We start from the raw sequence: 25975 nt of genomic DNA, 5'->3' as shown, positions 1-25975 counted from the left end.
GGTTCCTAACGCTCCAGGACGAGGGCGAGGCCCTGGCCGACGCCGATGCAGAGGGTGGCGACGCCGACGCCGCCGCCCTTGCGGGCGAGTTGGTGGGCGACGGTGCCGGCGAGCCGGGCACCGGAGGCGCCGAGCGGGTGACCGAGGGCGATGGCGCCGCCCTGCGGGTTGAGGATCGCCGGGTCGAACTCGGGCCATTCGGCGACGCAGCCCAGGACCTGGGCGGCGAACGCCTCGTTCAGCTCCAGCACGTCCAGGTCGCCGAAGCCCTTGCCCGCCTTGGCGAGGGCACGGTTGACGGCCTCGACGGGGGCGAGGCCGAAGTAGTGCGGGTCGAGCGCGTTGACGCCGGTGGCGGAGATCCGGGCGAGCGGCTCGCGGCCGGTGGCCTTGAGGCCCTTTTCGTCGGTCAGCAGCAGGGCGGCGGCACCGTCGTTCAGCGGCGAGGCGTTGCCCGCGGTGACGGTCCCGTCGGGGGTACGGAACGACGGCTTCAGCTTGGCCATGGCGGCCAGGGAGGCGTCGGGCCGTACGCACTCGTCTGCCGCGAAGACGACGGGGTCGCCCTTGCGCTGCGGGATCGGCACGGGCGCGAGCTCGACGTCGAACAGACCGGCCCGCCGGGCCTGTGCGGCCTTCAGGTGCGAGGCCAGCGCGTACTCGTCCTGCTGCTCCCGTCCGATCTTGTGCTTGTCCGCGATCAGCTCGGCCGACTCGCCGAGCGGGATGGTCCACTGCGGTTCCATCCGCGGGTTGACCATGCGCCAGCCCAGGGTGGTGGAGTACAGCTCCGTGTGCCCGGCAGGGAAGGGCCGGTCGGACTTGGGCAGTACGTACGGCGCTCTCGTCATGGACTCCACGCCACCGGCGACGGCGATGGAGGCGTCCCCGGCGGCGATGGCGCGGGCGGCCTGGATGACCGCTTCTAGGCCGGAGGCGCACAGCCGGTTGACGGTGACGCCCGGCACGGAGGTGGGCAGCCCGGCGAGAAGGGCGGCCATACGGCCGACGTTGCGGTTCTCCTCGCCGGCGCCGTTGGCGTTGCCGAAGTAGACGTCCTCGACCCGGGAGGGGTCCAAGTCGGGCGTACGACCCATCAGTTCACGGATCGCGTGGGCGGCCAGGTCGTCCGGGCGCGCACTCGCCAGGCTCCCGTTGTAGCGGCCGATGGGGGTGCGGACCGCGTCCACGAGGTAGACGGTCTTCACAGCAGGCCCTCCGCGACGGTGAGCTTGGCGTCGGTCCTCGCGATGATCTCGTCGGCGCTCACGCCGGGTGCCGTCTCCACGAGCAGCAGCCCGTCCTCGGTGACGTCCAGGACCCCGAGGTCGGTGATGATCCGGTTCACACACGCCTTGCCGGTGAGCGGCAGCGCGCACTCGGTGAGGATCTTCGGTGAGCCGTCCTTGGCGGTGTGGGTCATCACCACGATGACCGTGCGGGCACCGTGCACCAGGTCCATCGCCCCGCCGATGCCGGTGATCAGCTTGCCGGGGATGGCCCAGTTCGCCAGGTCACCGTTCTGGGACACCTGCATGGCGCCGAGCACGGCGACATCGATGTGCCCGCCGCGGATCATCGAGAACGACAGTGCCGAGTCGAAGAAGGAGGCGCCGGGCAGGACCGTCACGGTCTCCTTGCCGGCGTTGATCAGGTCGGGGTCGACCTCGTCCTCGGTGGGGTAGGGGCCGGTGCCCAGGATGCCGTTCTCGGACTCCAGGACCACCTCCACGCCCTCCGGGAGGTAGTTCGGGATCAGGGTCGGCAGGCCGATGCCGAGATTGACGTACTGGCCGTCGGCCAGCTCGCGTGCGGCCCGCGCGGCCATCTCTTCCCGCGTCCACGCCATGATCAGTTCTCCGTTCCTCGTGCCTGGGGCACGGAAACCGTGCGCTGCTCGATGCCCTTGTCCGCGGCCTGCTCCGGGGTGAGCGCCACGACCCGCTGCACGAAGATCCCCGGCAGATGCACCGCGTCCGGATCGATCGCGCCCGGCTCCACGAGTTCCTCGACCTCGGCGATCGTCACCCGCCCGGCCATCGCGGCCAGCGGGTTGAAGTTGCGGGTGGACTTGTTGAAGACCAGGTTCCCGTGCCGGTCGCCCTTGGCGGCCCGCACCAGCGCGAAGTCGGTCCGGATGCCGCGCTCCAGCACGTACTCGGTACCGTCGAACTCCCGCACCTCCTTCGGCGGGGAGGCGAGCGCGACCCCGCCGGAACCGTCGTAGCGCCAGGGCAGCCCGCCCTCGGCGACCTGCGTGCCCACCCCGGCCGGTGTGTAGAACGCGGGGATGCCGGCCCCGCCCGCCCGCAGCCGCTCGGCCAGCGTGCCCTGGGGGATCATCTCGACCTCCAGCTCACCGGCCAGGTACTGCCGGGCGAACTCCTTGTTCGCGCCGATGTAGGAACCGGTCACGCGGGCGATCCGCCCGGCGGCCAGCAGCACCGCGAGGCCCGACTCCATCGCGCCGCAGTTGTTGGAGACCACCGACAGTCCGGACACACCTCGCTCGTGCAGGGCCTGGATCAGTACGTTCGGCACACCGCTCAGCCCGAAACCGCCCACCGCCAGCGACGCGCCGTCGCCGACATCGGCCACCGCCGCGACGGCCGTGGCGACCACCTTGTCCATCCGAGAAGCCCCATCTCTTCCGAGCTCCCAGCACCCGAATTAGTCAGGGCACTGATTATTTATTCAAGGTCGTCCCTCACGCTGCCATCGGAGCGGTAAGTCGTCAAGACCTTGGCAAACATGAAGCTCGCCGGGCGACTGAGCCGCAGACAGTGATGACTTGGCCGGGTATTGTTCAGTGCACCGACGAAAACGACCAGGGAGCGCGCATGGCCGCCGCGGACCTCACCACCCACCCCGGGCATCTGGCCCGGCGGCTCCAGCAGGCGCACTACCTGCTGTGGAACACGATGGTCTCCGAGGAGATCACCTCGCCCCAGTTCGCCGTGCTCAACACCCTCGTCGCCGAGCCGGGCCTGGACCAGCGGACGGTGGGGGAGCGGGTCGGGCTCGACCGGTCGACCATCGCCGAGGTGATCAGCCGGCTCGGCCGGCGCGGGCTGCTCGACAAGGTGCGCGATCCCCAGGACGGCCGCCGCTTCCTGTTGCGCCTCACGGACGAGGGCCTGCGTACCCACAAGAAGCTGACCTTGCGCACGGCCCGGATGAACCAGGTCTTCCTGGCCCCGCTCTCCGCCGAGGAGCAGACGCTGTTCTTCGATCTGATCCGGCGGGTGGCGGACGCGGCCGAGGGGCTGCGCCATCCGGCGGAGCCCCTCGTCGTCCAGCCCTGATCCCGGCCCCGGCGTGCGTGGGCCGGCCTCTCAGGACGCGTTCGCGAACACCACCCACACCTGGCCGTGCTGGAAGGTCATCCGCTTGCCGCTCTTCGTCGTGAACGTCGTGCCGTCCGACGCCTTGGGCCGCTTCCACTTGACGTCGTAGGCCCGCCCGTCACGCAGCACCCGCGCCTTCCCGGAGCCCACCGTCTCGGTGTACGGCGAGTGGTTGCCGAGCCGGTCGTGGAACGGCGACTTGTGCACCTTCACGTACTGGATGACCACCGTGCCGGCCATGACCCGCTTGCCGTCCGTCGTGCCGGCGGCCTTGCCGTCCATGCCGACCAGCCAGCGGTCCTGGCTCTTGGACCAGGTGAACGTGTACCGGGCGAGGTCGTAGCGCACCGTCTGGGAAGTGATGCGCTTGCCGCCCGCGGGGGCAGAGCCGAAGCGGAAGCCGGTGGTGAGCACGGACGTACCCGGTGGCTTGGCCATCAGCCGGTGGGGCCGGAGGTAGAGGTTGTGCGGGGAGGTCCGCATCTTGCTGCGGAAGTACGCGTCGGACGCCTTGCCGGGCGGCTCGGCCTTGAGCGGGGCCTGGTCGATCTTCGGCAGGAGCTTGCTCTGGGCGCCGGAGAAGGCGAGTGTCGGCCGGTCGAACTGGCGCAGCAGCTCCAGATCGGTCTCCCGGGCGCTGCGCACCGGCCCGATGGCCTTCGGCAGCTTCTGCGCGTACACCGCCATCAGACGGCTGAGTCCGCTCTCGACCTGCTCGACGTACACGATGTCCGCCTCGTTGAGGCCGGAGTGGGGCCGTGCCTTGACCGAGTTGTCGATCTTCACGGCCAGTACCGAGCGGCCCTTCGCCCGGCTCTCGCCGTCGCCTGCCGAGGAACGGCTCTGGCCGCGGCCGTCGTCGCGCGGGCCGTCGGACGTCGTGCAGCCCGCGGCCAGGGAGGCCGCCACGGCGGCGGCCAGCAGTCCGGTCATGGTCGTGGCACGTCTTGCGCGCGCCGGTCGTTGCCTGCCCACTGTCGTCACCCGAAGCCACCCGTCCGGTTCATGTCATTAATTGTGCGCTTTTCTGTCCATAGGTAGCCATACCCGGTTGGGGTCGTCGCTTCTCGCAATTCCGTCGATCGGGCCTGACGGCGACGGCCGGTCGGCCCACACGCCACACCAGATTCGGTTCGGGAGCGCGGGGGTACCCGGGTCGCCCACCGTACGAGCGCCGAGCGCGGACGACCGGAGGGAGCGCGGGCGATGAGGGCAGTGACCTGGCAGGGCAAGCGGGACGTGCGGGTGGAGACCGTGCCCGATCCCGGGATCCAGGAGCCGACGGACGCGATCGTCCGCATCACCTCCAGCGGGCTGTGCGGCTCCGATCTGCATCTGTACGAGGTGCTCACGCCGTTCATGACGCCGGGGGACATCCTCGGCCACGAACCCATGGGGGTCGTCGAGGAGGTCGGCGCCGCAGTACCGGACCTCCAGGCGGGGGACCGGGTCGTGGTGCCGTTCCAGATCGCCTGCGGCAACTGCTGGATGTGCCTGACCGGGCTGCCCACCCAGTGCGAGACCACCCAGGTCACCGGCGAGGGCATGGGCGCCGCCCTGTTCGGCTACACCCGCCTGTACGGCGCGGTGCCGGGCGCCCAGGCCGAGTACCTGCGGGTCCCGCAGGCGCAGTACGGCCCGATCAAGATCCCGGACGGGCCGCCCGACGACCGGTTCGTCTACCTCTCCGACGTGCTGCCCACCGCCTGGCAGGCGGTCCGGTACGCGGGCATCCCCAAGGGCGGAAGCGTCGCGGTGCTCGGCCTCGGCCCCATCGGCGACATGGCCTGCCGCGTCGCCCAGGTGATGGGCGCCGGGCAGGTGTTCGGCGTGGACCTGGTACCCGAGCGGCTACGGCGGGCGCGAGAGCGGGGCGCGGAGACGTTCGACCTCAGGAGCTTCGACGACGAGAAGGAACTCGTCGCGGCCATCCGCGACCGGACGGACGGCCGCGGGCCCGACGCCGTCATCGACGCGGTCGGCACCGAGGCCCACGGCAGCGCCGCGGCCCGGCTGGCCCAGCAGGCCTCGGCACTGCTGCCCCGCAAGCTGGGCGCACCGCTCGCCGAGCGCTTCAGCGTGGACCGGCTGGCCGCCCTGTACACCGCGATCGACCTGGTGCGGCGCGGCGGCACGATCTCGCTGTCCGGTGTGTACGGCGGCATGGCGGATCCGATTCCGCTGCTCACGCTGTTCGACAAGCAGATCCAGATGCGGATGGGCCAGGCCAACGTGCGCCGCTGGACCGACGACATCCTGCCGTACCTCACGGACGAGGACCCCCTCGGCGTGGACGACTTCGCCACCCACCGCGTACCGCTGAGCGAGGCACCGCACGCCTACGAGATGTTCCAGCAGAAGCAGGACGGCGCGGTGAAGGTGCTCATGAGGCCCTGACGGGTCCGCGCGGTCAGGCCTGCGGGCCGAAGATCGCCGCCAGGTCGTAGCGGACCGGCTCCTCCAGCTGGGCGTACGTGCAGCTCTCCGGTGTGCGGTCCGGGCGCCAGCGGCGGAATCGGGCCGTGTGCCGGAAGCGCACGCCGTTCTCCATGTGGTCGTACGCCACCTCGGCCACCCACTCCGGCCGCAGCGGGACCCAGGACAGGTCCTTCTTGCCCGACCAGCGGCTCGGCGCGCCCGGCAGCCGGGCCGACTCGTGCGCCGCCTCCTCGGCCCACGCCGCCCAGGGATGCCCCGCGGCGTCCGCCATCCGCAGCGGCTCCAGCTCCTCGATCAGCTCGGCCCGCCGCTTCATCGGGAACGCGGCCGACACGCCCACGTGCTGGAGGGCGCCGTGCTCGTCGTAGAGACCGAGCAGCAGGGAACCCACGATCGGTCCGCTCTTGTGCAGCCGGTAGCCCGCCACGACGACATCCGCCGTACGCTCGTGCTTGATCTTGAACATGGCCCGCTCGTCCGGCAGGTAGCGCAGTGTCAGCGGCTTGGCGATCACCCCGTCAAGACCCGCGCCCTCGTACTGCTCGAACCACCCCTTGGCCGTCTCGACGTCGGTCGTCGCCGGCGCCACATGAACCGGCGCCGCCACCCCTGACAACGCCATCGTCAGCAGCGCCCGCCGGTCCGCCAGCGGAGTCTGGAGCAGGGGCTCGTCCGCCAGCGCGAGCAGGTCGAAGGCCACGAACGACGCCGGGGTCCGCTCGGCCAGCATCCGCACCCGCGAGTCCGCCGGGTGGATGCGCTCGGTGAGGGCGTCGAAGTCCAGCCGCCCTTCCCGGGCGATCACGATCTCCCCGTCCAGCACGCACCGCTCCGGCAACTGCTCCTTCAGCCCTGCGACCAGCTCGGGAAAGTACCTGGTCAGCGACTTCGTGGTACGGCTGCCCAGCTCGACCTCGTCCCGGTCGCGGAACACGATCGCCCGGAACCCGTCCCACTTCGCCTCGTACTGCATGCCCGGCGGGATCTTCGCCACCGGCTTGGCGAGCATCGGCTTCACGGGCGGCATCACCGGCAGGTCCATGCCGTCGATTCTGCTCGCATCCGGCTGCCGCCGCCCGGTGTGCGAGCGATGCGCCGTGCGCCTACCGTGGCTCGCATGGGCGAAGCGGTGGAACTCGAGGCGGGTGGGCGGACCGTGCGCCTGTCCAACCCGGGAAAGATCTTCTTCCCGGACCGCGGCTACACCAAGCTGGACCTCGCCCGCTACTACATCGCCGTCGGCCCCGGCATCCTGCGCGCCCTGCGCAACCGTCCCACCACCCTGGAGCGCTATCCGGACGGCCTGAACGGTGAGTGGTTCTACCAGAAGCGGGCGCCCAAGAACATGCCCGACTGGATCCCCACCGCCCACATCACCTTCCCCAGCGGCCGCAGCGCCGACGAGATGTGCCCCACCGAGGAGGCCGCGGTCCTGTGGGCCGCCCAGTACGGCACCCTCACCTTCCACCCCTGGCCGGTCCGCCGCGACGACGTGGACCGCCCCGACGAACTGCGCATCGACCTCGATCCGCAGCCCGGCACCGACTTCGACGACGCCGTGCGTGCCGCCCATGAACTGCGCGCCGTCCTCGACGAGTTCGGCGGCCTGCGCGGCTTCCCCAAGACCTCCGGCGGCCGCGGCCTGCACGTCTTCGTGCCCATCGAGCCACGCTGGACCTTCACCCAGGTCCGGCGCGCCGCGATCGCCGTCGGCCGGGAGCTGGAGCGCCGGATGCCGGACCAGGTGACGATCAAGTGGTGGAAGGAGGAGCGCGGCGAGCGCATCTTCGTCGACTACAACCAGACGGCCCGCGACCGCACGATCGCCTCCGCCTACTCCGTACGGCCCCGCCCGCACGCCCCGGTCTCCGCACCGCTGCGCTGGGACGAGGTCGGCGATGCCCACCCCCAGGACTTCGACATCACCACCATGCCCGCCCGCTTCGCCGAACTCGGCGATGTGCACGCCGACATGGACGATCACCGCTACTCGTTGGAGGCCCTGCTCGACCTCGCGCGCCGCGACGAGGAGGAACACGGGCTGGGCGATCTGCCCTATCCGCCGGAGTACCCGAAGATGCCGGGCGAGCCGAAGCGGGTGCAGCCGAGCCGGGCGAAGAAGGCGGCGGCGAAGAAGGCGGCGCCGAAGAAGGAGGCGCCCCCGTCGGAGGCGCCTCCCTCGGAACCTACAGCTCCTTGATCCGCACGTCCCGGTACGAGACCACGTCCGTCGTGCCGTGCACCTGGAGCCCGACGTAGCCGGAGGCGAACCGCCGCCCGTCCGTGCCCGGGTCGTCCGAGCGCGGCGGGACGAAGTCCTGGCCACCGGTGTTGTCGAACTCGTTGATCAGCACACCGTTGCGGAAGACCGAGTAGTGCTGGTCGACCACCCGGATCTCGTAGTCGTTCCACGTGCCCTTCTGGGTGACGCCGGCACCGGCGAGCCCCACCCGGTCGAAGCCGTAGACCGAACCGGTCTTGTACATGTCGCCGTCGGGCCGGTCGAGCACCTGCACCTCGTGTCCGTACTTGATGGCGACCCACTCCGGCCGTGACTCCTCGGGGTGGTCATGGACCCACGGGAAGCGCACGAACACACCGGAGTTGGCGTTGCCGGTGCCCGGGGCGTCGTCACGCCACTGGAGCTTGAGCGAGAAGTCGCCGTACTTCCGCTCGGGGAACCACAGCATGCCGAGGCCCGCCTTCGTCGTCCCCGAGGTGATCGAGCCGTCGCCGTTCGGTGCGAACGAACCACCGCCCACCTGCTGCCACTTGGCGAACGACTCGGCGCTGCCGTCGAGGATCGTGCGATAGCCCTCGGTCTGCCCGGGCTTGCCGATCCCGGACTGGCGGGCCGCCTTGCGCACGGCGTTGTACTCGCGCTGGTCGACGACGCCTTCCTTGAGGAGCTTGTCCAGGACCGTCGTCACGTGCTTGAGGAACAGCGCGTGGGACGTCCACTCCTTCTCGTCCTCGATCAGCTCGTTGATGCGGCACCGGCTGTTGGTCAGCCGGTTCGGGACACCCGAGTCGACCGTGCCGACGATCACCGTCAACCGCTCGTCGAACTCCGGGCAGTTGGGCGCCGGCACCTGCCCGGACACCACGGTGAAGGTGACCGTACGGGCGGCGGAGGTGTTGCCCGCCTTGTCGGTGGCCCGGTAGGCCAGGGTGTGGGTGCCCACGCGGTCGACGACCACCGGGGCGCCGTACGCGAGATACGGCCCGCCGTCGATGGAGTACTCGATCCGGTCGACACCCGAACCGTGGTGCTCGTCGGTCGCCGTGACGGTCACCTTGGCGTTGCCGATGTACGCCCCGGACGAGTTCTTCGTGCCCTCGACGGTCACACCGGTCACCGGCGCGGTCGTGTCGGGCTGGGGCGCCGCCACGACCGTGAACTGCACGTTCTTCTCCGCCGCGACGTTCCCCGCCTTGTCGGTGGCACGGTAGCGCACCGTATGGCTGCCGACCTCGTGCACCATCACGGGCGCCGTGTACGGCTGCCAGGCGCCGGAACCGAGCGCGTACTCGATGGTGTTGACGCCGGTACCGGTGTCGGACGCGGAGACGGTGACGGTCGCCATGGCGACATACGTCCCGTCGGGGTTCTGCTCGCCGCTGACCGTCGCCGATGTCTCCGGCGGGGTCGTGTCGTCGCTCTGCGGAGCCACTACCGTGAAGGTGACGTTCTTCTCCGCCGAGACGTTCCCCGCCTTGTCGAGCGCGCGGTAGCGGATCTTGTGATCGCCGACCTGGTCGACCACGACCGGGGTGGTGTACGGCGTCCAGGCGCCCTCGTCCCCGACCGCGTACTCGACGCGGTCGACGCCGGAGCCGCCCTCGTTGTCGGTGGCGTGCAGCGCCACGCTCGCCGAACCGACGTACTGCCCCTGCGCGTTCTGCGTCCCGCTGACGTGCGCCGACGCCTCGGGTGCCGTCGTGTCCTCACCGCTGCCCTCGGTCACCACCAGGATGCCCTGCATCTGCCCGTGACCGGGGATCGTGCAGTAGTAGCGGTAGCGGCCGGGGGTGAGCGTGACCTCGGCGGTGTGCTTGCCGCCCTGGTCGTCGTTCGGGTTGGCGAGGATGTTCAACTGGACGTCGTTGTTGAACTCGGGGTCCGAGGTGTCGAACGTCAGCGTGTGCGGCATCCCGGTGGTGTTCCCGGTCGCCGCGCTGTTCTCGAAGACGATCGTCGTCGCACCCGCCACCGCCGTCGTCGGCGCCGAGCCGTACTTCGTGATGTCGTCACCGGCCGTCCAGGTGAGGACCTGTGCGGCGGCGGCCGCCTCGGGCTGCGGTTGCGGCGCTCCGGTCGCGGGCAGTGCCTGCAGTCCGAGCACCACCATCAATGCGGCCAACAGGGCCGCCCACATTCTTCGTTGCCGGGTCACTGCGCCCCCCTCGCCAGCCGGTCGGCGGCCGGCGTCGGCCCGCCGCCCGTGTAGGTGACCCGCCACAGCGCCGACTTGGCGTCCGAGGTGAAGAAGCCCCGGCCGTAGTCGAGCACGTAGAGCGCGCCGTCCGGACCGAACTTCCAGTCCATGAGGTTCTTGATGCCGTCGTTGCCGATCGGCACGATCTTCTTCAGCGACTCCGAGTGCACCGGCAGACCGCCGTCCCCGTGCGTCCTGGGGTCGGTGAGCACCGCGTTGCGCGGCTGGTCGGCGTCGTAGAAGTCACCGACGAACCACTTGCCGTCCCAGTAGGCCGGCCACTTGGTGTCGCTGGTGCTCGCCGTGTCGTACCGGTAGACCGGCCCGTTCATCGCGGCCTGGCCACCGCCCTTGAGCCACGGCAGCCCGTAGGTGGCCTCCTCCTGCTTGTACGACGGCACGCCGTTGGCGTTGCGCGGGAAGTCCGGGGCGCCGCCCTGGGGCGAGTACCAGATGTTGTTGCCGGTGACCGGCGGGAGGTTGACCAAGCCGTCGTTGTTGGGCGACTCGTTCTTCGGGGCGTTGCAGTCGTACCAGCCCAGCGGCTTGGTCGGATCGGGCAGATTGCGGTCCCGGTAGGGCTGCTTGTTGCCCATGCAGTACGGCCAGCCCCGGTTGCTCGCCTTGGTGATGACGGCGAACGTGTCGTACTTGGCCGGACCCCAGGTCGTCGAGGGCGCACCGGCGTCCGGGCCGACCCAGCCCGCGTACAGGGTGTCGGTCTGCTGGTCGACGAAGATGCGCGCCGGGTTCCGGACGCCCATCACGTAGATCTCGCCGCGCGTCTTCCCGCCGCCCTCGTCCGGCTCCTTGCCGGTGAAGAGATTGCCCGCCGGCAGTGTGTACGTGCCGTCCGGCTCCGGGTGGATGCGCAGGATCTTGCCGTTGAGGTTGTTGGTGTTGCCGGCGGTGCGGCGCGCGTCGGCGAAGGAGACGCCCTTGTAGTTGGGCTCGGGGTTGTTGCCCGAGTAACCGTCGCTGAAGCGGCTGGAGTTGTTGTCGCCGGTCGCGATGTACAGGTTGCCCTTGGAGTCCCAGGTCATCCCGCCGCCCGCGTGGCAGCAACTGTGGATCTGCACCGGCCACTTGAGCAGCACCTTCTCGCTGCTCAGGTCCAGCTTGTTGGTGGCGAGGTCCAGCGTGAAGCGGGAGACGCGCCGCTCGGCCATCCGCGTGTCGCGGTTGATCTGCGCGTGCGGGGTGTAGTGCAGATACACCCACCCGTTCTCCTCGAAGCGCGGGTCGAGCTCGATGCCGAGAAGTCCTTCCTCGACCTTGATCAGCTCATCTCCGCCGCCCTTGTTGCCGAACACCGTCAGCGCCCCGGCCAGGGTGACCTTCTTGGTCTTCGGGTCGTAGACGTGGATCTCGCCCTTGCCCTTGCCGATGTCCGGGTTGTTCCAGTCGGTGACCACCGGCTGGGAGGAGTCGGCGCCGCCCCGGCCGATGTACAGGACACGGCCGTCGGGGGCCGTGACCAGGCCGTGCGGTTCGCCGATCTGGTCGTTCTGGCCGGCCTGGTTGGGCTGGGTGAGACGCTCGGCCTTGTAGTTGCCCGTGATGGTGGCCTTGCAGTCGGCCTGGGAGAGCCGGGTGGTCCACTGCAGGGCGCCGCGCAGATGCGCGCGGAAGTCGGTCTCGTCGTACGACGACACCGTGCCGCCCATGCCCGTGTAGAAGGAGCGGCCGCCGTCGTAGTCACGGCACCAGCTCACCGGGTGGTCCCAGCCGTTGGCGCTCGACCCCGGCTGATAGCTGGACTCCCGCACCCGGGCGACCGTGTGTACCGAACCCGAGGGGTTCTTGGCCCAGTTCAGCCACTTGTCCGGCCGTTTCCACTGCACCGGCAGGTCCTTGGTGGCCGGATGCCGCCGGTCGCCGACCTCGACGACCGCGCGCTGCGCGTTCGTCGGGCCGCCGGCCGCCGGGCGGGCACCGACCAGGCCGGTGAACCAGTCCGAGTACGGCTCGGCGCGGGCCGCGTCATGAATGCCGACGAATCCGCCGCCCGCCTCCATGTAGGCCTCCAGGCCCGCCTCCTGCTCCGGGTCGAGGACGTCGCCGCCCCCGGTCAGGAACACGATGGAGTTGAAACGGCTCAGCCTGGTCCCATTGGTGAACACCGAGGCGTCGTTGGTGGCCTCGGTCTTGAAACGCTGCTCGGCCGGGCCCGACAGGCCGATCTTCTCGATCGCCTCGATGCCGGCGTTCACCAGGGGCGACTCCTCGCCGGCCGCCGCGGACCCGTAGAAGATGAGCACTCGTACATTGGCGCCGCCGGGAGGCGACTTGATGGACATCGTTGTCAGGGGCGGTTCCGGGGCAGGGCGCGCGTCCGCCGCCGGGGCTGCCATCAGCCCGGCGGCGGCGATCCCTGCCGTCACGGCGGCCACCCAGGTCTGTCTTCTCGTGCTCAACCCTCGTAAGTGCATGGGCACCTCCACGGTCACAGCAACAGCGAGAAGGAAGCTAGACCCCTTTGACCGACAGGCCAATACCTATGACCGCACTGAGACGAACTTTGTCCTGGGTGTGGATAAACGTGGGAGTGGCCGGTACCGTCTCACCGGTTCATCCCCGTAATTTCCGTACCGCCGTGGGGAGTTCGGCATGGACAGACGCAGCTTTGACCGACGTAGCTTCAACAGACGCGTACTGCTGGGCGGCGCCACCGTCGCGACATCGTTGTCGCTGGCATCGGTACCCGAGGCCGTCGGCGCTGACACACCCCCGAGGACCGCCCCGGCCGGAGGTGAGGTCAGACATCTGAAGCTGTACGCCGAGAAACTGGCCGACGGGCAGATGGGCTACGGCCTGGAGAAGGGCAAGGCGACCGTCCCCGGCCCGCTGATCGAGCTCAACGAGGGCGACACCCTGCACGTCGAGTTCGAGAACACGATGGACGTACCGGTGAGCCTGCATGTCCACGGCCTCGACTACGAGATCACCAGCGACGGAACCAAGCTGAACAAGAGCGACGTCGAGCCCGGCGGCACCCGCACCTACACCTGGCGCACCCACGCCCCCGGCCGCCGCAAGGACGGCACCTGGCGGGCGGGCAGCGCCGGTTACTGGCACTACCACGACCATGTCGTCGGCACCGAGCACGGCACCGTCGGCATCCGCAAGGGCCTGTACGGGCCGGTGATCGTGCGGCGCAAGGGCGACATCCTCCCGGACGCGACCCACACGATCGTCTTCAACGACATGCTCATCAACAACAAGCCCGCGCACAGCGGCCCCAACTTCGAGGCCACGGTGGGCGATCGCGTCGAGATCGTGATGATCACGCACGGCGAGTACTACCACACCTTCCACATGCACGGTCACCGCTGGGCGGACAACCGCACGGGCATGCTCACCGGCCCCGACGACCCAAGCCAGGTCATCGACAACAAGATCGTCGGCCCCGCGGACTCCTTCGGCTTCCAGGTGATCGCCGGCGAGGGGGTCGGAGCCGGCGCGTGGATGTATCACTGCCATGTGCAGAGCCACTCCGACATGGGGATGGTGGGGCTCTTCCTGGTCAAGAAGACGGACGGCACGATTCCCGGGTACGAGCCGCACGAACACGGTCACGAGGCGGCCTCCGGATCCACGCACGAGCACTGACGGATCATGGACGGGTGACTCTTGTTCTGACACGCGGTGATCTGGAAGCGGTGCTGGCACCCCGGACCTGTCTGGAGGCGCTGCGCGACGGCTTCCTGCGCGCACGGGACGCCACGGTCGCCGGGCAGCGGGTGCGCACCGACCTGCCGTTCCCCGGCACGGCCACCGCTCTGTTCCCCGGCGTCCTGCCGGGCATCGAGGCGTACACGGTGAAGGTCAACGCCAAGTTCCCCGGCGCCCGGCCCGCACTGCGCGGCGTGATCTGCCTGCACAGCGGACAGGACGGGGAACTGCTCGCGCTGCTGGACTCGGCCACGGTGACGGCCTGGCGCACGGGGCTCGCGGCAGCCCTGGGCACGCATGCGCTGGCCGGCCCGGGGGAGGTCCTCGGGGTGGTCGGCGCGGGGGCCCAGGCCGAGCTGACCCTGCGCGGGCTCGCGGAACTACGGCCCTGGGGCGATCTCGTCGTCCATGACACGGACCCCGGGCGGGCCGAGGAGTTCGCCGCACGGCACGCCGGCCGGACGGCGGCCTCGGCCCAGGAGGTCGCGGCGGTCGCCGACACCGTGCTGCTGGCCACCTGGTCCCGGGAGCCGCTGCTGCGGCTGTCGGACACCCGGGACGGTGGGCACTTCACCAGCCTGGGCGCGGACGAACCCGGCAAGCAGGAGCTCGCCGCCGATCTGCTGCGCGCCGCACTGCTCGTCGTGGACGACCGTGAACTCGCCGCGAGCACGGGCGCCTTGGCGGCGGCCGGCCTGCCGGCGACCGCCGCCGACGCCGAGCTGGGGGATGTCCTGCGGGGCGATCACCCGGGGCGTGTCAGCGCCGCGGGCCGTAGCGTCTACGCGCCGGTCGGGCTGCCCTGGCAGGACCTGGCGCTGGCGTGGCCGGCCTACCGGGCGGCGGAGCGGGAGGGTGTCGGGCGGCGGGTGGACCTGCTGGCGTGAACGCCGGTGCGCCGTCCTGGTTGCGAAGATCCACACCGGCACGGGGCGCAAAGGAACACCCTCGAGGCGAGAGCGCTCTCACGTGCAGCTCACGGCGGGGCTATCCTGATCCGCAACCGTCGATGAGGAGCCGCGCAGTGACCGACACAGCCCCGCGCCCCACCCTCGAGGCCGTCGCCGCGCGGGCCGGGGTCTCGCGGGCCACCGTGTCGCGCGTGGTCAACGGCGGGGACGGAGTCAGGGAGCCGCTCGTCGAGCGGGTCCGCAAGGCCGTGGAAGAGCTCGGCTACGTGCCGAACCAGGCCGCCCGCAGTCTGGTGACCCGGCGCCACGACGCCATCGCGGTCGTCGTCGCCGAACCCGAGACCCGCGTCTTCGCCGACCCCTTCTTCGCCCTGCAACTGCGGGGCATCAGCAAGGAGTTGACGGCCTACGACAACCAGCTCGTGCTGCTGCTCACGGAAGGGCGGGACGACCACGCCCGCGTCGGCCGCTACCTCGCCGGCGGCCATGTCGACGGGGCGCTCGTCTTTTCCCTGCACCTCGACGACCCCCTGCCCGAACTGATCCAGCGCGCCGGAGTGCCCACCGTGTTCGGCGGACGGCCCGGCTGGAGCGGCGACCGGCGCGGTGTCGTCTACGTCGACGTGGACAACCGCGGCGGCGCCCGCGACGCCGTACGGCACCTCGCCGGCCTGGGCCGCACCCGGATCGCGCACATCACCGGCGCCCTCGACCAGACCTCGGCGGTGGACCGGCTCGACGGATACCGCGACGTCATGGTCGACGCCGATCCGCAGCTGATCGTCGAGAGCGACTTCACGCCTGCCGGCGGGGAACGGGCGATGCGCGAGCTGCTGGCGCGCTGCCCCGACCTGGACGCCGTGTTCGCGGCCAACGACCTCACCGCGGCCGGCGCGCTGCGGGTGCTGCGGGAGTCGGGGCGGCGGGTGCCGGACGATGTCGCCGTCGTGGGCTTCGACGACATGCTGCCGGTGACGGAGCAGACCGATCCACCGCTCACGACGATCCGTCAGGACATCGAGGAGATGGGCCGGCTGATGGCCCGGCTGCTGCTGCGCGGCCTCGAACGCAACACCACCGACGAGGGCATCGCGGGGGCGCCGTCCAGTGTGGTGCTGCCGACCACACTGATACGGCGCGCGTCCGCGTAGGCCCCCGCCTGATACGGCGCGCGTCTGCCTAGGCCCCGGCCTGATACGGAGCGTCCGCGTAGGCCCGGCCTGATACGGCGCGCGTCCGCGTAGGCGTGGGCCGGGCTCCGGTGCACCGGCCGGCCGGGGTCGTCGTGCCCGATCCGGAGGGTCTGCCCGCGGGCAGCCTGCTGTCCTCCGCGGCGGTGCGGGCCCCGTCAGCTGTGCACGGGCCGGTGTGGCCCCGTCAGCTCTGCGCGGGCGCGCTCTTGATCACCGCGAAGCGGGCGCCGTAGGGGTCGGTGAGCTTGGCGATTCGGCCGACGTCCGGCAGGTCCGTGGCGGGCATACGGACCGTGCCGCCCAGCTCCTGGGCCTTGGCGACCGTGGCGTCCGTGTCGGTGACCTCGAAGTACGGCAGCCAGTACGGCGGGCCCTGCGCCTCCGCCGGGTCGTCCGCCTTGTCGACGACCCCGCCGAACATGGCGTCCTCCCCCTGACCGCCGGGGCTGAACGTCGTGTACGTGCCGCCGTAGAAGTCGAGGGCGAAGGTCTCCATGCCCAGCGTCGCGTTGTAGAAGCCCGCCGCGGCCGGCACGTCCGGCGTGTACAACTCCAACCAGCACAGCGAACCGGGCTCCTGGACGAGGTCGAGGCCCTTGTTGGTACCGGGCTGCCACAGGCCGAAGGACACACCCGCCTTGTCGGCGAGGATGACCATACGGCCCAGGTCCATCACGTCCATCGGCTGCACCAGCACCGAGCCGTGCGCCTGCTCCGCCGCCTTCGCGGTGGCATCCGCGTCCGGCGTCTGGAAATACACCGTCCAGGACGGCGGACCCTGCTCCTCGGTGGTCTGCATACCGCCGGCCACCGTCTTCCCGTCGAGCTGGAAGAGGCCGTAGCCGCCGGTCTCGGGCCCGCCCGGCTGGAATCGCCAGCCGAACAGCCCGCCGTAGAAGGAACCGGCGCCCTCGATGTCGGGTGTGCCGAGGTCGAGCCAGTTCGGCGCGCCGGTGACGAAACGGGTGGTGAGCATCATCGCCCTCCTCGGAAGGGTCCCGCTGTCTGCACTGCCGAGTCTTGCACCGCCCACTGACAATCGCTGCCGGAACACCGCCGTCTGCCGGGCCACCACGGCGATCACTGTCAGTGATGGTCAAGCATCTCCTTGTTCTTCTCCGGCTCCGCGCGCCGCCGTGCGCCGAGCCGCGCCGAAGGGCACCATCGAGTCGGCCGGGGGCCCTGCGACGCGGCGTTGATCCCGCGTTGATCGAACGTTTTTCGCCGCCCGGCACGATCCTGCGCATGCACATCGACACGATCGCGATGATCACCTCGCCCGACCTGGCCTGGCAGGAGGAGGCGTTGTGCGCACAGACCGGGGCGGACTTCTTCTTCCCCGAACCAGGAAGCTCCGTCCGGGAGGCGAAGCGGATCTGCGGCATGTGCCCGATCCGCTCCGCCTGTCTCGAATACGCCCTCGACAACGACGAACGCTTCGGCGTCTGGGGCGGCCTGTCCGAGAAGGAGCGCCTGGAGCTCAGGCGCACGTCTCGCTGACCGCCGGGTCCCGGCCGCCTTCCGGCGAAGTGCGCGTACGTCGTGTCGAGCGCGAAATCCGGTGTGGACGGGGGCCGGACGGCGGTTAGGATCCGGGGGCGCGCCCGGGGTAGCGCAGAGGCAGGCGCACTCGCCTTGCCCAGGCGAAAGACATCGGTTCGAATCCGATCCCCGGGCTGCGTGCGCGGGCCCTGTAGAGCAGAGGCAGACTCGCCGCCCTCTCAAGGCGGATACGCCGGTTCGAATCCGGCCGGGGCCCCACACGGACACACGGGGCTCACGGCACGGGCGGGGATGATGGGCGACGCGAGCGGCACCGGCATCGGTCAGGAGGAGCTCGACGCCTTTCACCGTGCGGTCGGACGGCTGCGGGCGCTGCCCGCCGACGACCCGGTACGGCTGCGCGCCGAGCAGGTCGCCGCCTCCTTCGCCCGCGACGGACGACTGCGGCGGCGCAAGGTGCGGGACGCACAGGCGTCGGCGGCGGACGCGGCGACGATGGCCGCGACCTCGACGGGCGCCGTGGACCGGCGCGAGGACGCGCCGCTGGCCCCCGCCCAGGACACGGCCGGTGCCGCGGCGGCTGTCTATCGCAAGCCGCGCGGCTGCTACATCTGCAAGTCGCCCTATCGACAGGTCGACTCCTTCTACCATCGGCTGTGCCCACGGTGCGCCGCCGACAACACTTCCCGGCGCGCTCTGAGCACCGACCTGAGCGGGCGCCGGGCGCTGCTCACCGGCGGCCGGGTGAAGATCGGGTTCCAACTGGCGCTGATGATGCTGCGGGACGGCGCCGAGCTGCTGGTGACCAGCCGCTTCCCGCACGACACCGTGCGCCGCTTCCGGGAGGCCCCCGGCAGCGAGAAGTGGCTGGACCGGCTCACCGTCGTCGCCGTCGACCTGCGCGACCCGCGCCAAGTACTCGGGTTCTGCGAGGAGTTGCGACAGGAGGGCGAGCCACTGGACATCCTCGTCAACAACGCCGCGCAGACGGTACGGCGGCCCGTGGAGTCCTACGCCCTGCTGGCGGCCGGCGAGTACGACGCGCTGCCCGAGGGCGCTCGGCGGGCGCCCGGATTCACGCCGATGCGGATGCTGGAGAGCGGTGCCGCGTCACTGCCGGTCGCCCTGCGCGAGGCCGACGAGGCCGGACTGCTGCCCGACCCGTCCCCGGAGAACTCCTGGTCGGCGCGGCTCGGCGACCTCGACCCGGCCGAGGTGCTGGAGACCCAACTGGTCAACGCCCTCGCGCCCGCGCTGCTGTGTGACCGGCTGCTGCCGCTGCTGCTGGCCGCACCGCACCCGCGGCGCTACGTCGTCAACGTGACCGCGGTGGAGGGCCGTTTCGCCGTACGCAACAAGATGGCGGGCCATCCGCACACCAATATGGCCAAGGCCGCCCTCAACATGCTCACCCGCACCAGCGCCGCCGAACTCGCCGAGCAGGGCGTGCACATGTGCGCCGTCGACACCGGCTGGATCACCGACGAGAACCCCGCACCGAAGAAGGCCCGCATGGCCGGGGCCGGTTTCCGTACGCCGCTGGACATCGTGGACGGGGCGGCGCGGGTGTACGACCCGATCGTGCGGGGCGAGGCGGGGGATCCGGTGTCCGGGGTGTTCCTGAAGGACTACCGGGAGGCGGCGTGGTGAACGGCGAGGGTCGTCGGGCGGCGGGGGGTGAAGTGGCGGACGGCGAGGGTCGTTGGACGGCGGGGGGTGAAGTGGCGGACGGCGAGGGTCGTTGGACGGCCGGGGGTGACGAGGCGGACGGCGAGGGTCGTCGGGCGGTCGCAGGAGAAGAGGCCGAGGGGCAGGCCGGCTTTGCCGGTGTGCCGTCCGTCGTGCCGCGCCCGACCGCGGAACTCGGGCCGCTGCTGGAGTGGCTGCGCGCCGGGCGCCCCGCCGGGGAACGGCTGGACTTCGCCACGGGCACCGCGCTGCCCGACGGGCGGCTCGACCTGTGCAAGCAGGGGCTGGGCGCGCAGGGTGCCGCGCTCGTCGCCGACGCGCTGGCCGAGGGGCCTTCCCCGGTACGGCATCTGCTGCTCGGCACCGACGGCCTGGGCGACGAAGGGGCCGCCGCGGTCGCCGGAACCGCCACGGACGTCGAGACGCTGTACCTCGGCTGCAACGGGATCACCGCGGGCGGAGCCTGCCGGATCGCCGACCAACTGCGGGCGTCGCCGCAGGTGGTGACCGGTGTCTGGCTCAAGCGGAATCCGCTGGGCGGCGGGGGAGGGTGGGCCGCCGCCGAACTCGTGGCATCCGCACGGTCGTTGCGCACGCTCGACCTCGTGCAGACCGGGCTCGACGCGGGCGCCGTCACCGTCCTGGCCGACGCGGTGCTGGCCGCCGCCGGGAACGGGCGGCGGATCGAGCGGCTCTTCGCCGGCGGAAATCCGCTGGGGGAGGGCGGAGCGCGGGCGCTGGCCGCGGTGGTGGAGGCGGGTGCGGTCGATGAACTGTACGTGTCCGCTGCGCGGCCGGGGGACGCGGGGGCGCTGTGCCTCGCCGAGGCCCTGGAGCGGGCGCCGCACGGCCGGCTCGCCCGGCTGTCCCTCGCCGGCAACGGCATCGGGCCGCAGTCCGCGGCCCGGCTGGTGACGGCCGCCGCCGCTGCCGGTGTGACGTTGCTGGATCTTGGGCGGGTGCGGGCCGCGGCGGTGCTCGGGGCGGTGGACAACCGGGTCGACCTCGCTGCCGCCGGGGCGATGGCGGAGGTGCTCGCGGGGCAGGAGCACCGGCTGTCCCACCTGGTGCTGACCCATACCGGTATGCGCAGCCGGGAGGCTCATCGGCTGCTCGACACCGCGCCGGGCGCCGTCTCGGCCACCCGGTTCGTGTTGGGGCAGGGGATCGCCGCGAGCATCAAGCGGCGGCTGGACGCGCTGAGCGCGCACATTCCCCTGCCGGTGGTTCCGGCCGACGTGGCCGCGGTGCGCAGCGTGCATCGGACGGCTCCGGCCTGAACGGCCTCGTCCTCGAACGCCGGACGGGCTGGCTGGGTGCGGACCGGCTCGTCCACAAACGCCGCACCGGCTGAAAGCTCACCGCCGCAACCCCACGAACACCTCCGTCCAGAAGCGCTGCTGTCGCTCCGACGCACCCACCAGATACGTGGCCCGCAGCTTCGGTGGCAGCAGGGTCACCAGGCGGGTCACGACCGCTCGGTGCTTCTTGAGTTGGGACAGCTCCGCGTTGGCCAGGATCTGGTGGACGACGTCCGTGTCGTCGGCTCCCTCGTCCGAGGCCTCGGCGGCGCGGCGCAGCCGGGACTCCCAGGCATCTGCCTCACGGGCCAGCTCGCGCAGGCCCGTGACCGGGCGGCCCTTGAGACGGTCCATGAGAGCCGTCAGTGGTACCGGGGCGTATTCGCCGTCGCCCAGGTAGACCGTGGCCATCTCCAGGGGGAGGCCGCGTCGGTGCAGCTTGATGAGTCGCTCCAGCGTGCGCTTGGTGATCCAGGCGCGGCCGTCGTCGTCGATGTCGTGCTTCCACCACTCCAGCACCGTCTCGGCGTCCCGGCCGTAGTGCGCGAGCAGCCACTCGTTCGCCGGGATGTCCTCGGGCCGCACCTCCAGGGACGCCGTGAACCGGGTCGCCTGGGCGATGTTGTTCCGGGAGACCAGCAGCTTGCGGCCGAGGTGATACGGCGGGTTCTGCACCGCGATCTGGGCCCGCAGGTTCGCTATGCGCCGGCCCGCCAGCGACCACTCCTGGGTGATCTCCATGAGCTTGGCGAACGCGGCCTTGTCCTTGGGGCGGTTGTACTCGTCCCACACGATCGCCTTGGGCTCCGGCCCGGTGAACTTCGCCGCCAGCAGGTTCTCCAGCGTCCCGTCGGCCGACGGGATCGGCGCGCACAGGTCCTCGACGTTCGTCACCGGCAGCGAGAAGTACAGCGCGTCCCGGCCCAGGCCCTCGCGCACCGTCTCCCGCACCACCTCCGTCTTGCCGCAGCCGGGAGGGCCCTGCAGCAGCACGGTCCAGCGGTTGCGCAGGGCCGCGCGGACCACTTGACGGACGGGGTCGGGGATTGTCGGCGGGTTGGGCACGCCCAGGGACGCGGCGATGCGGTCCAGGATCTCCGCCGTGCGGTTCTGGCCCGGTCTGCCGTCCGCGCCCGACTCCGTCAGCCGCAGCCGCTCGCCGTCCACCAGGGGCAGGCCCCAGCGCAGCGGGAAGCCCTCCTTGGCGTTGGCCAGGACGTGGTCCAGAGTGCGCGGGGACAGCAGTTCGCGCAGGGCCGGGGAGAGGGACGCCCAGAGCGAGAACACCGGGCGCAGGTCCCACGGGCGGTACTTGGCGGCCAGGTGCCGTCGCCAGGATGTGTCGTTCGCCGTGATCCGCATCGTGACCATGCGGTCAAGCAGCGCGAGGTCGCTGCGCCGTGCCGACGTCTCGGCCTGCGACTCGTTGTCGGTGAGGAAGACGCCCACGCAGCCCAGGGCCCGCAGATCGTGCTCGCCCAGCGTCCAGTTGCAGGCGATCTGCATCAGCTGCGACTGGATGGTGTCGCCCGCCTGCAGCGAGTCGTCGATCAGCAGCACGAACGGCCTGCCCGGCTTGAGCCGGCTCATCACCAGCTGGCGCAGCACGAGTTCACCGGTGTCCGCGTCACGCACCGGCGCGTTGACGAGCAGGTCGTCCGGCGTCAGGTTCGCCGCCGGGACGTACACCAGCTCGGTGTCCTCGTAGGCGCGGGCGATGTGCGTGAAGAACGTCGCCGTCTTGCCGATGCCGTGCTCACCGAAGATCTGCCCGGTCTGCCCCATGTCGATCATCGCGTCGATGAAGGACTCCAGGCGGGACAGGGTGGCTGGAGGGCCCCCACCCTGGGTGGGGTCCTGCCCGGACACGTCCGTCTGCCGTGCTTGCGTGGTCATCTACCGCGATCCTGTCGTGACGCGATGGCAGTCCATCGCCGGGTTGTGCGTCTCGGGCCACTCGCTGCCGCCCTCGGTGATCAGCCAGATCCATTTCTCCGGTTCGGCGGGTGTGATCGGCGGCGCGTATCCGTCGGTGAGGACGACGACCGCGTCCGGAACGACGTCCGACCGCCGTCCGTTCACCTCCGTGCGTCCCTCCACGTAGTCGGCGACGGCCTGGAAGCTCGTGCCGCCTCCGCCGTAGACGCGCTCGCCCGGTACGAAGGGCATCACCACGGCGTCGAAGGACAGCCAGTGCGCCTCCACGCCGTCGATACGGCCCACCAGTTCGGTGAGCCAGGTGATCACGCGGGCCGGCATCGAGCCCGAGGTGTCGTACGCGATGACGAGCACCTTGTCCCGCACCGGGCCGCGCCGCGCGAGCATCGGGTCCTGACCGAGCGCCGCGAGCAGGGCGCCGCGCTTCTTCGGATAGACCAGCCGCTCGCCGTCGCGCAGTTTCGAGCCGAGCACGTCGACCAGCCAGCGCTGCCACCAGTCGACCGTGCGGGTGCGCGTGGTCTCGCCGCGCAGGGCGCCCGCGCCCAGGTCCCCCCAGAGCTTGGCGGCCCGGGGATTGCCCTCCTCGCTGCGGCCCATCAGCTCCAGCAACTCCCGCTCCGCGCCCGCGTGTCCGCGCCGGGCGGCGAGCAGGGTGTTGAGCAGCGTCGAGGAAGCCGCCCCGTCCACAGTCTCCTGATCGGCCGGAACAGCTCCGTCCAGCAGGTGCACGCACAGCCGCCGTGCCGGCACCGGCGGGCGGTGCATGCGCTTCAGCTCGCCGTACACTCGCATGTCCGTCTCGGTGAACGTCTCGTACGGCACCGGCTCCAGGCCGTGCGCCGTCAGGTCCGCGCGATAGGCGGCGTACACCTCGCGCGGATCGACTCCCGTCGGACGGCCCTCCAGCAGCGGCAACTGCTCTCTGCCGAGCCGGATCAGGGCCACGTGGTTGATGGAGACCTCGCAGGCCAGCTCGAACACCGGGTCCGCGCGCAGCTCCGGGTCGGTGAACAGATGCCGGTGCACCAGATGGCGGGCCTCGTGGAACAGCACGAACTTCACGCCGTCCAGGCCGAGCCGGACGAAGAAGGAGGGGTTGTAGAGCAGCAGGCAGGTGCCGTCGCCGGAGGCCACCACGGCCGCCGTGTCCACCGCCGTCGTCGGGATCTGGTGGTGGCATTTCGCGTACAGCCAGGACGCCACCGCCGACTCCGTCAGACCGAAGTCCAGCAGCGCGGCCTCCTTGAGCCGGCGGGCCTCCTCGACGACGGCCGGGTCCGCCGGCCGGTACCGCTCCAGCGCCCGGCGGTCGGCGAGGTCGACCACCGGGGCACGCCGCCCCTGCTCTCCGTACGCCATGCCGAGCCCCCCCGTACCGAATTTCCCCCGGACCTCATTGGTAGCAGCGCCCACTGACAACGGGCCAACGCATTACGCTCGGGGATCAAGGGCGGGGTCGTAGCGCAGAGGCAGGCGCACCGGTCTCCAAAACCAGAGCACGCTGGTTCGAATCCAGCCGCCCCGCCCCCCTTCCAGCCGCCCCCGCCCTCCTCCAGGTGCCTCGCCCCCGCTCCTCGCGGGACCCGAGCGCCGTCAGGCGATCGCACCCGCCGTCATCACCAGCTCCGGCGTCCTCCCGTGGAACGTCTCCATGAGCTGCGCCAGCACCGCCCATGCCTCCTCGCGCTCGCCCAAGTGGTCCCGCACCAGCGGGCGCAGGGCGTCCCGCGCCTCGTGGACGCGGGTGGGGAACAGCGCGTGCCCCAACGCCAGGATCTCCAGGACGTCGACGGCGGGTCCGTGGGCCGTCGCGTACTCGGCCGGAGAGTCGATGACGCCGGCCTGCCGCAGGCGATGCGTGAACTTGGCGTGGGAGCCGAACCCTTCGCGCACCAGGGGCGGGCAGTCCGGGCGCACGGCGAGCGCCCAGCGGGCGTAGCCGGGCAGCGGGCGGTCGAGGTCCGCCTCCGCGACCGTCCACCAGTCGTCGGCCGTCAGCACCATGGACGCGGCGGCGCGTCCCTGGCCCATCGACGTGACGGCGCGCAGCGCGCCCACGAGACCGTGGCGGACGTAGCTGTCGGGGATCTCGGGCTCCTGCTCCCGCAGAACCCGGTCGACGGGCAGCGGGTCGGTGCGGCCCGCTCCGAAGGGCACGCCACGGGCGACCGCCCGGCGCAGTCCCGCGTCGGTGGCGATGTGGTGCCACACCATGCCGTTCAGACCCGGATCGTCGTTCTCCAGGATCCACAGCGCCACGGAGGACGGCATGCGCCGCGCCCACGTCCACGCGCGCGCCAGCCGGCGCCGGGTCGCCGCAGGGTCCTCGGGACCGGGCAGCCCGGTGCGCGCCCGGACCTTCTCGGCGGGCTCCGCTTCGACCAGGTCGAGCAGGAAGCCGACGGCCTGCTCCACCCTGCTGTTCTCACGCATGGCGTGCATGATGCCGCAGGCCAGGGCCGACGCGCACAGGAAAAAGCGACGGCCGGCCCGCGAGCGGCGGGCCGGCCGTCGGTGACCGTGCGAGGCGGCGGTCAGCCGGCCGCGCGGGCCGCCATACGGGCCTTGCGCGCGGCGAGCTTCTCGTCGAACTTCAGGGCCTCGGCGTTCAGTCCGCCCATGAACAGCCCCAGCTCCTCCTGGGCCTTCTGGCCCTCGGGGCCGAGGCCGTCGATCTCCATGATCTTCAGGAAGCGCAGGACCGGCTCGAGGACGTCGTCGTGGTGGATGCGCAGGTTGTAGACCTCGCCGATGGCCATCTGGGCGGCGGCGCGCTCGAAGCCCGGGATGCCGTGGCCGGGCATACGGAAGTTGACCACGACGTCGCGCACGGCCTGCATGGTGAGGTCGGGGGCGATCTCGAACGCGGCCTTCAACAGGTTCCGGTAGAAGACCATGTGGAGGTTCTCGTCGGTCGCGATACGCGCCAGCATGCGGTCGCAGACCGGGTCGCCGGACTGGTGCCCGGTGTTGCGGTGCGAGATGCGGGTCGCGAGCTCCTGGAAGGAGACGTAGGCGACCGAGTGCAGCATGGAGTGACTGTTGTCCGACTCGAAGCCCTCGCTCATGTGGGCCATGCGGAACTGCTCCAGCTTGTCCGGGTCCACCGCGCGCGAGGCGAGCAGGTAGTCGCGCATCACGATGCCGTGCCGGCCCTCCTCGGCCGTCCAGCGGTGCACCCAGGTGCCCCAGGCGCCGTCACGGCCGAAGAGCGAGGCGATCTCGTGGTGGTAGCTCGGCAGGTTGTCCTCGGTGAGCAGGTTCACCACCAGGGCGATCCGCCCGATCTCGGTGACCTTGGACTGCTCCTTGTCCCAGGCCTCGCCGTCCTCGAAGAGGCCCGGGAAGTTGCGGGCGTCCGACCACGGGACGTACTCGTGCGGCATCCAGTCCTTCGCGACCTTCAGATGCCGGTTGAGCTCCGTCTCGACCACTTCCTCCAGCGCGTACAGCAGGCGGGCATCGGTCCAGCCGGCAGAGCTGCCGAGGTGAGGGGAAGTGATCGTCACGGGAACTCCATGGGGACGCGCAACACAG

21 protein-coding genes and 3 tRNA genes are annotated in these 25975 nt (G+C 71.0%); 12 read left to right on the top strand and 12 right to left on the bottom strand.

The features are described from left to right. Nucleotides 1–5: 5 nt before the first annotated feature. From ACFPQ9_RS03340 to ACFPQ9_RS03330, 3 genes are read right to left on the bottom strand one after another with little or no spacing between them, the layout of a single operon-like run. Nucleotides 6–1208, bottom strand: a complete 1203-nt coding sequence (locus ACFPQ9_RS03340) for a thiolase family protein (protein WP_380846182.1) — start codon at nucleotides 1206–1208, stop codon at nucleotides 6–8. Continuing rightward, the gene (locus ACFPQ9_RS03335; RefSeq protein ID WP_380846179.1) at nucleotides 1205–1849 is read right to left on the bottom strand and encodes a CoA transferase subunit B; all 645 of its coding nucleotides are present in this window, start codon (nucleotides 1847–1849) and stop codon (nucleotides 1205–1207) included. Before ACFPQ9_RS03335 ends, ACFPQ9_RS03340 begins: the two co-directional genes overlap by 4 nt. A 2-nt stretch (nucleotides 1850–1851) precedes the next feature. Continuing rightward, nucleotides 1852–2631, bottom strand: coding sequence for a CoA transferase subunit A (locus ACFPQ9_RS03330; RefSeq protein ID WP_380846176.1), 780 nt, complete (start codon nucleotides 2629–2631; stop codon nucleotides 1852–1854). A gap of 209 nt (nucleotides 2632–2840) precedes the next feature. On the opposite strand from ACFPQ9_RS03330, the gene ACFPQ9_RS03325 reads away from it, so the two are divergent. Beyond that, entirely contained in the window at nucleotides 2841–3305 is a 465-nt protein-coding gene (locus ACFPQ9_RS03325; protein WP_380846173.1) for a MarR family winged helix-turn-helix transcriptional regulator, read from the top strand. 30 nt (nucleotides 3306–3335) lie between these two features. On the opposite strand, the gene ACFPQ9_RS03320 is transcribed toward ACFPQ9_RS03325, so the two are convergent. Next, entirely contained in the window at nucleotides 3336–4280 is a 945-nt protein-coding gene (locus ACFPQ9_RS03320; RefSeq protein ID WP_380846170.1) for a DUF3048 domain-containing protein, read from the bottom strand. A gap of 273 nt (nucleotides 4281–4553) precedes the next feature. Between ACFPQ9_RS03320 and ACFPQ9_RS03315 the strand changes: the two genes are divergently transcribed. Beyond that, nucleotides 4554–5744, top strand: coding sequence for a zinc-dependent alcohol dehydrogenase (locus ACFPQ9_RS03315; RefSeq protein ID WP_380846167.1), 1191 nt, complete (start codon nucleotides 4554–4556; stop codon nucleotides 5742–5744). A 13-nt stretch (nucleotides 5745–5757) separates the two neighbouring features. Here ACFPQ9_RS03315 and ACFPQ9_RS03310 read toward each other — a convergent pair whose 3' ends face one another. Next, nucleotides 5758–6828 (bottom strand): ATP-dependent DNA ligase, encoded by a 1071-nt coding sequence (locus tag ACFPQ9_RS03310; protein WP_380846164.1) that lies wholly within the window; start codon nucleotides 6826–6828, stop codon nucleotides 5758–5760. A 75-nt stretch (nucleotides 6829–6903) separates the two neighbouring features. Between ACFPQ9_RS03310 and ligD the strand changes: the two genes are divergently transcribed. Next, the gene (gene ligD / locus ACFPQ9_RS03305) at nucleotides 6904–7986 is read left to right on the top strand and encodes a non-homologous end-joining DNA ligase (protein WP_380846161.1); all 1083 of its coding nucleotides are present in this window, start codon (nucleotides 6904–6906) and stop codon (nucleotides 7984–7986) included. On the opposite strand, the gene ACFPQ9_RS03300 is transcribed toward ligD, so the two are convergent. Both ACFPQ9_RS03300 and ACFPQ9_RS03295 read right to left on the bottom strand, forming a co-directional pair. Continuing rightward, a complete protein-coding gene (locus ACFPQ9_RS03300; protein WP_380848372.1) occupies nucleotides 7973–10165 on the bottom strand; it encodes an OmpL47-type beta-barrel domain-containing protein in 2193 nt (730 codons plus the stop codon). The two genes, ligD and ACFPQ9_RS03300, sit on opposite strands and share 14 nt — an antisense overlap. Before the next feature lie 14 nt (nucleotides 10166–10179). After that, entirely contained in the window at nucleotides 10180–12657 is a 2478-nt protein-coding gene (locus ACFPQ9_RS03295; protein WP_380846158.1) for a ThuA domain-containing protein, read from the bottom strand. 178 nt (nucleotides 12658–12835) lie between these two features. On the opposite strand from ACFPQ9_RS03295, the gene ACFPQ9_RS03290 reads away from it, so the two are divergent. From ACFPQ9_RS03290 to ACFPQ9_RS03280, 3 genes are all read left to right on the top strand, one after another. Continuing rightward, nucleotides 12836–13837, top strand: coding sequence for a multicopper oxidase domain-containing protein (locus tag ACFPQ9_RS03290; RefSeq protein WP_380846155.1), 1002 nt, complete (start codon nucleotides 12836–12838; stop codon nucleotides 13835–13837). Nucleotides 13838–13851: 14 nt separating this feature from the next. Continuing rightward, complete coding sequence (locus tag ACFPQ9_RS03285) at nucleotides 13852–14787, top strand: ornithine cyclodeaminase family protein (RefSeq protein WP_380846152.1); 936 nt, start codon at nucleotides 13852–13854, stop codon at nucleotides 14785–14787. Between the two features lie 137 nt (nucleotides 14788–14924). Further along, nucleotides 14925–15962, top strand: coding sequence for a LacI family DNA-binding transcriptional regulator (locus ACFPQ9_RS03280; RefSeq protein WP_380846149.1), 1038 nt, complete (start codon nucleotides 14925–14927; stop codon nucleotides 15960–15962). Nucleotides 15963–16188: 226 nt separating this feature from the next. Here the strand turns inward: ACFPQ9_RS03280 and ACFPQ9_RS03275 are convergent, their stop codons facing one another. Then, nucleotides 16189–16980 carry a VOC family protein gene (locus ACFPQ9_RS03275; protein ID WP_380846146.1) on the bottom strand — a complete coding sequence of 264 codons (792 nt, stop codon included), beginning with the start codon at nucleotides 16978–16980 and terminating at the stop codon, nucleotides 16189–16191. Nucleotides 16981–17249: 269 nt separating this feature from the next. Between ACFPQ9_RS03275 and ACFPQ9_RS03270 the strand changes: the two genes are divergently transcribed. From ACFPQ9_RS03270 to ACFPQ9_RS03250, 5 genes are all read left to right on the top strand, one after another. Further along, entirely contained in the window at nucleotides 17250–17504 is a 255-nt protein-coding gene (locus ACFPQ9_RS03270; RefSeq protein WP_380846143.1) for a WhiB family transcriptional regulator, read from the top strand. Between the two features lie 103 nt (nucleotides 17505–17607). Next, nucleotides 17608–17681, top strand: a tRNA-Gly gene (locus ACFPQ9_RS03265). Between the two features lie 10 nt (nucleotides 17682–17691). After that, nucleotides 17692–17763, top strand: a tRNA-Glu gene (locus tag ACFPQ9_RS03260). A 38-nt stretch (nucleotides 17764–17801) separates the two neighbouring features. Further along, nucleotides 17802–19157, top strand: coding sequence for an SDR family NAD(P)-dependent oxidoreductase (locus ACFPQ9_RS03255; protein WP_380846140.1), 1356 nt, complete (start codon nucleotides 17802–17804; stop codon nucleotides 19155–19157). Between the two features lie 71 nt (nucleotides 19158–19228). Next, nucleotides 19229–20476: a leucine-rich repeat domain-containing protein gene (locus ACFPQ9_RS03250; protein ID WP_380846137.1), complete on the top strand. Its 1248-nt coding sequence runs from the start codon at nucleotides 19229–19231 to the stop codon at nucleotides 20474–20476. Nucleotides 20477–20554: 78 nt separating this feature from the next. Here ACFPQ9_RS03250 and ACFPQ9_RS03245 read toward each other — a convergent pair whose 3' ends face one another. Further along, on the bottom strand, nucleotides 20555–22393 hold the full coding sequence (locus ACFPQ9_RS03245; protein WP_380846134.1) for an AAA family ATPase: 1839 nt from the start codon (nucleotides 22391–22393) through the stop codon (nucleotides 20555–20557). After that, complete coding sequence (locus tag ACFPQ9_RS03240) at nucleotides 22394–23797, bottom strand: DUF2201 family putative metallopeptidase (RefSeq protein ID WP_380846131.1); 1404 nt, start codon at nucleotides 23795–23797, stop codon at nucleotides 22394–22396. It lies immediately after the preceding gene. A 91-nt stretch (nucleotides 23798–23888) separates the two neighbouring features. Here ACFPQ9_RS03240 and ACFPQ9_RS03235 point away from each other — a divergent pair. Then, nucleotides 23889–23964, top strand: a tRNA-Trp gene (locus ACFPQ9_RS03235). Between the two features lie 67 nt (nucleotides 23965–24031). Here the strand turns inward: ACFPQ9_RS03235 and ACFPQ9_RS03230 are convergent. Both ACFPQ9_RS03230 and ACFPQ9_RS03225 read right to left on the bottom strand, forming a co-directional pair. Further along, nucleotides 24032–24871: a hypothetical protein gene (locus tag ACFPQ9_RS03230; RefSeq protein ID WP_380846128.1), complete on the bottom strand. Its 840-nt coding sequence runs from the start codon at nucleotides 24869–24871 to the stop codon at nucleotides 24032–24034. Between the two features lie 101 nt (nucleotides 24872–24972). After that, entirely contained in the window at nucleotides 24973–25947 is a 975-nt protein-coding gene (locus ACFPQ9_RS03225; RefSeq protein ID WP_380846125.1) for an acyl-ACP desaturase, read from the bottom strand. Between the last annotated feature and the right edge of the window lie 28 nt (nucleotides 25948–25975).

This window comes from Streptomyces coerulescens, assembly GCF_042657965.1.
GTDB classification, from domain to species: Bacteria; Actinomycetota; Actinomycetes; order Streptomycetales; family Streptomycetaceae; genus Streptomyces; species Streptomyces coerulescens.
Note: the sequence above shows the minus strand (reverse complement) of the source record. Positions and strands in the feature narration are given on the sequence as shown.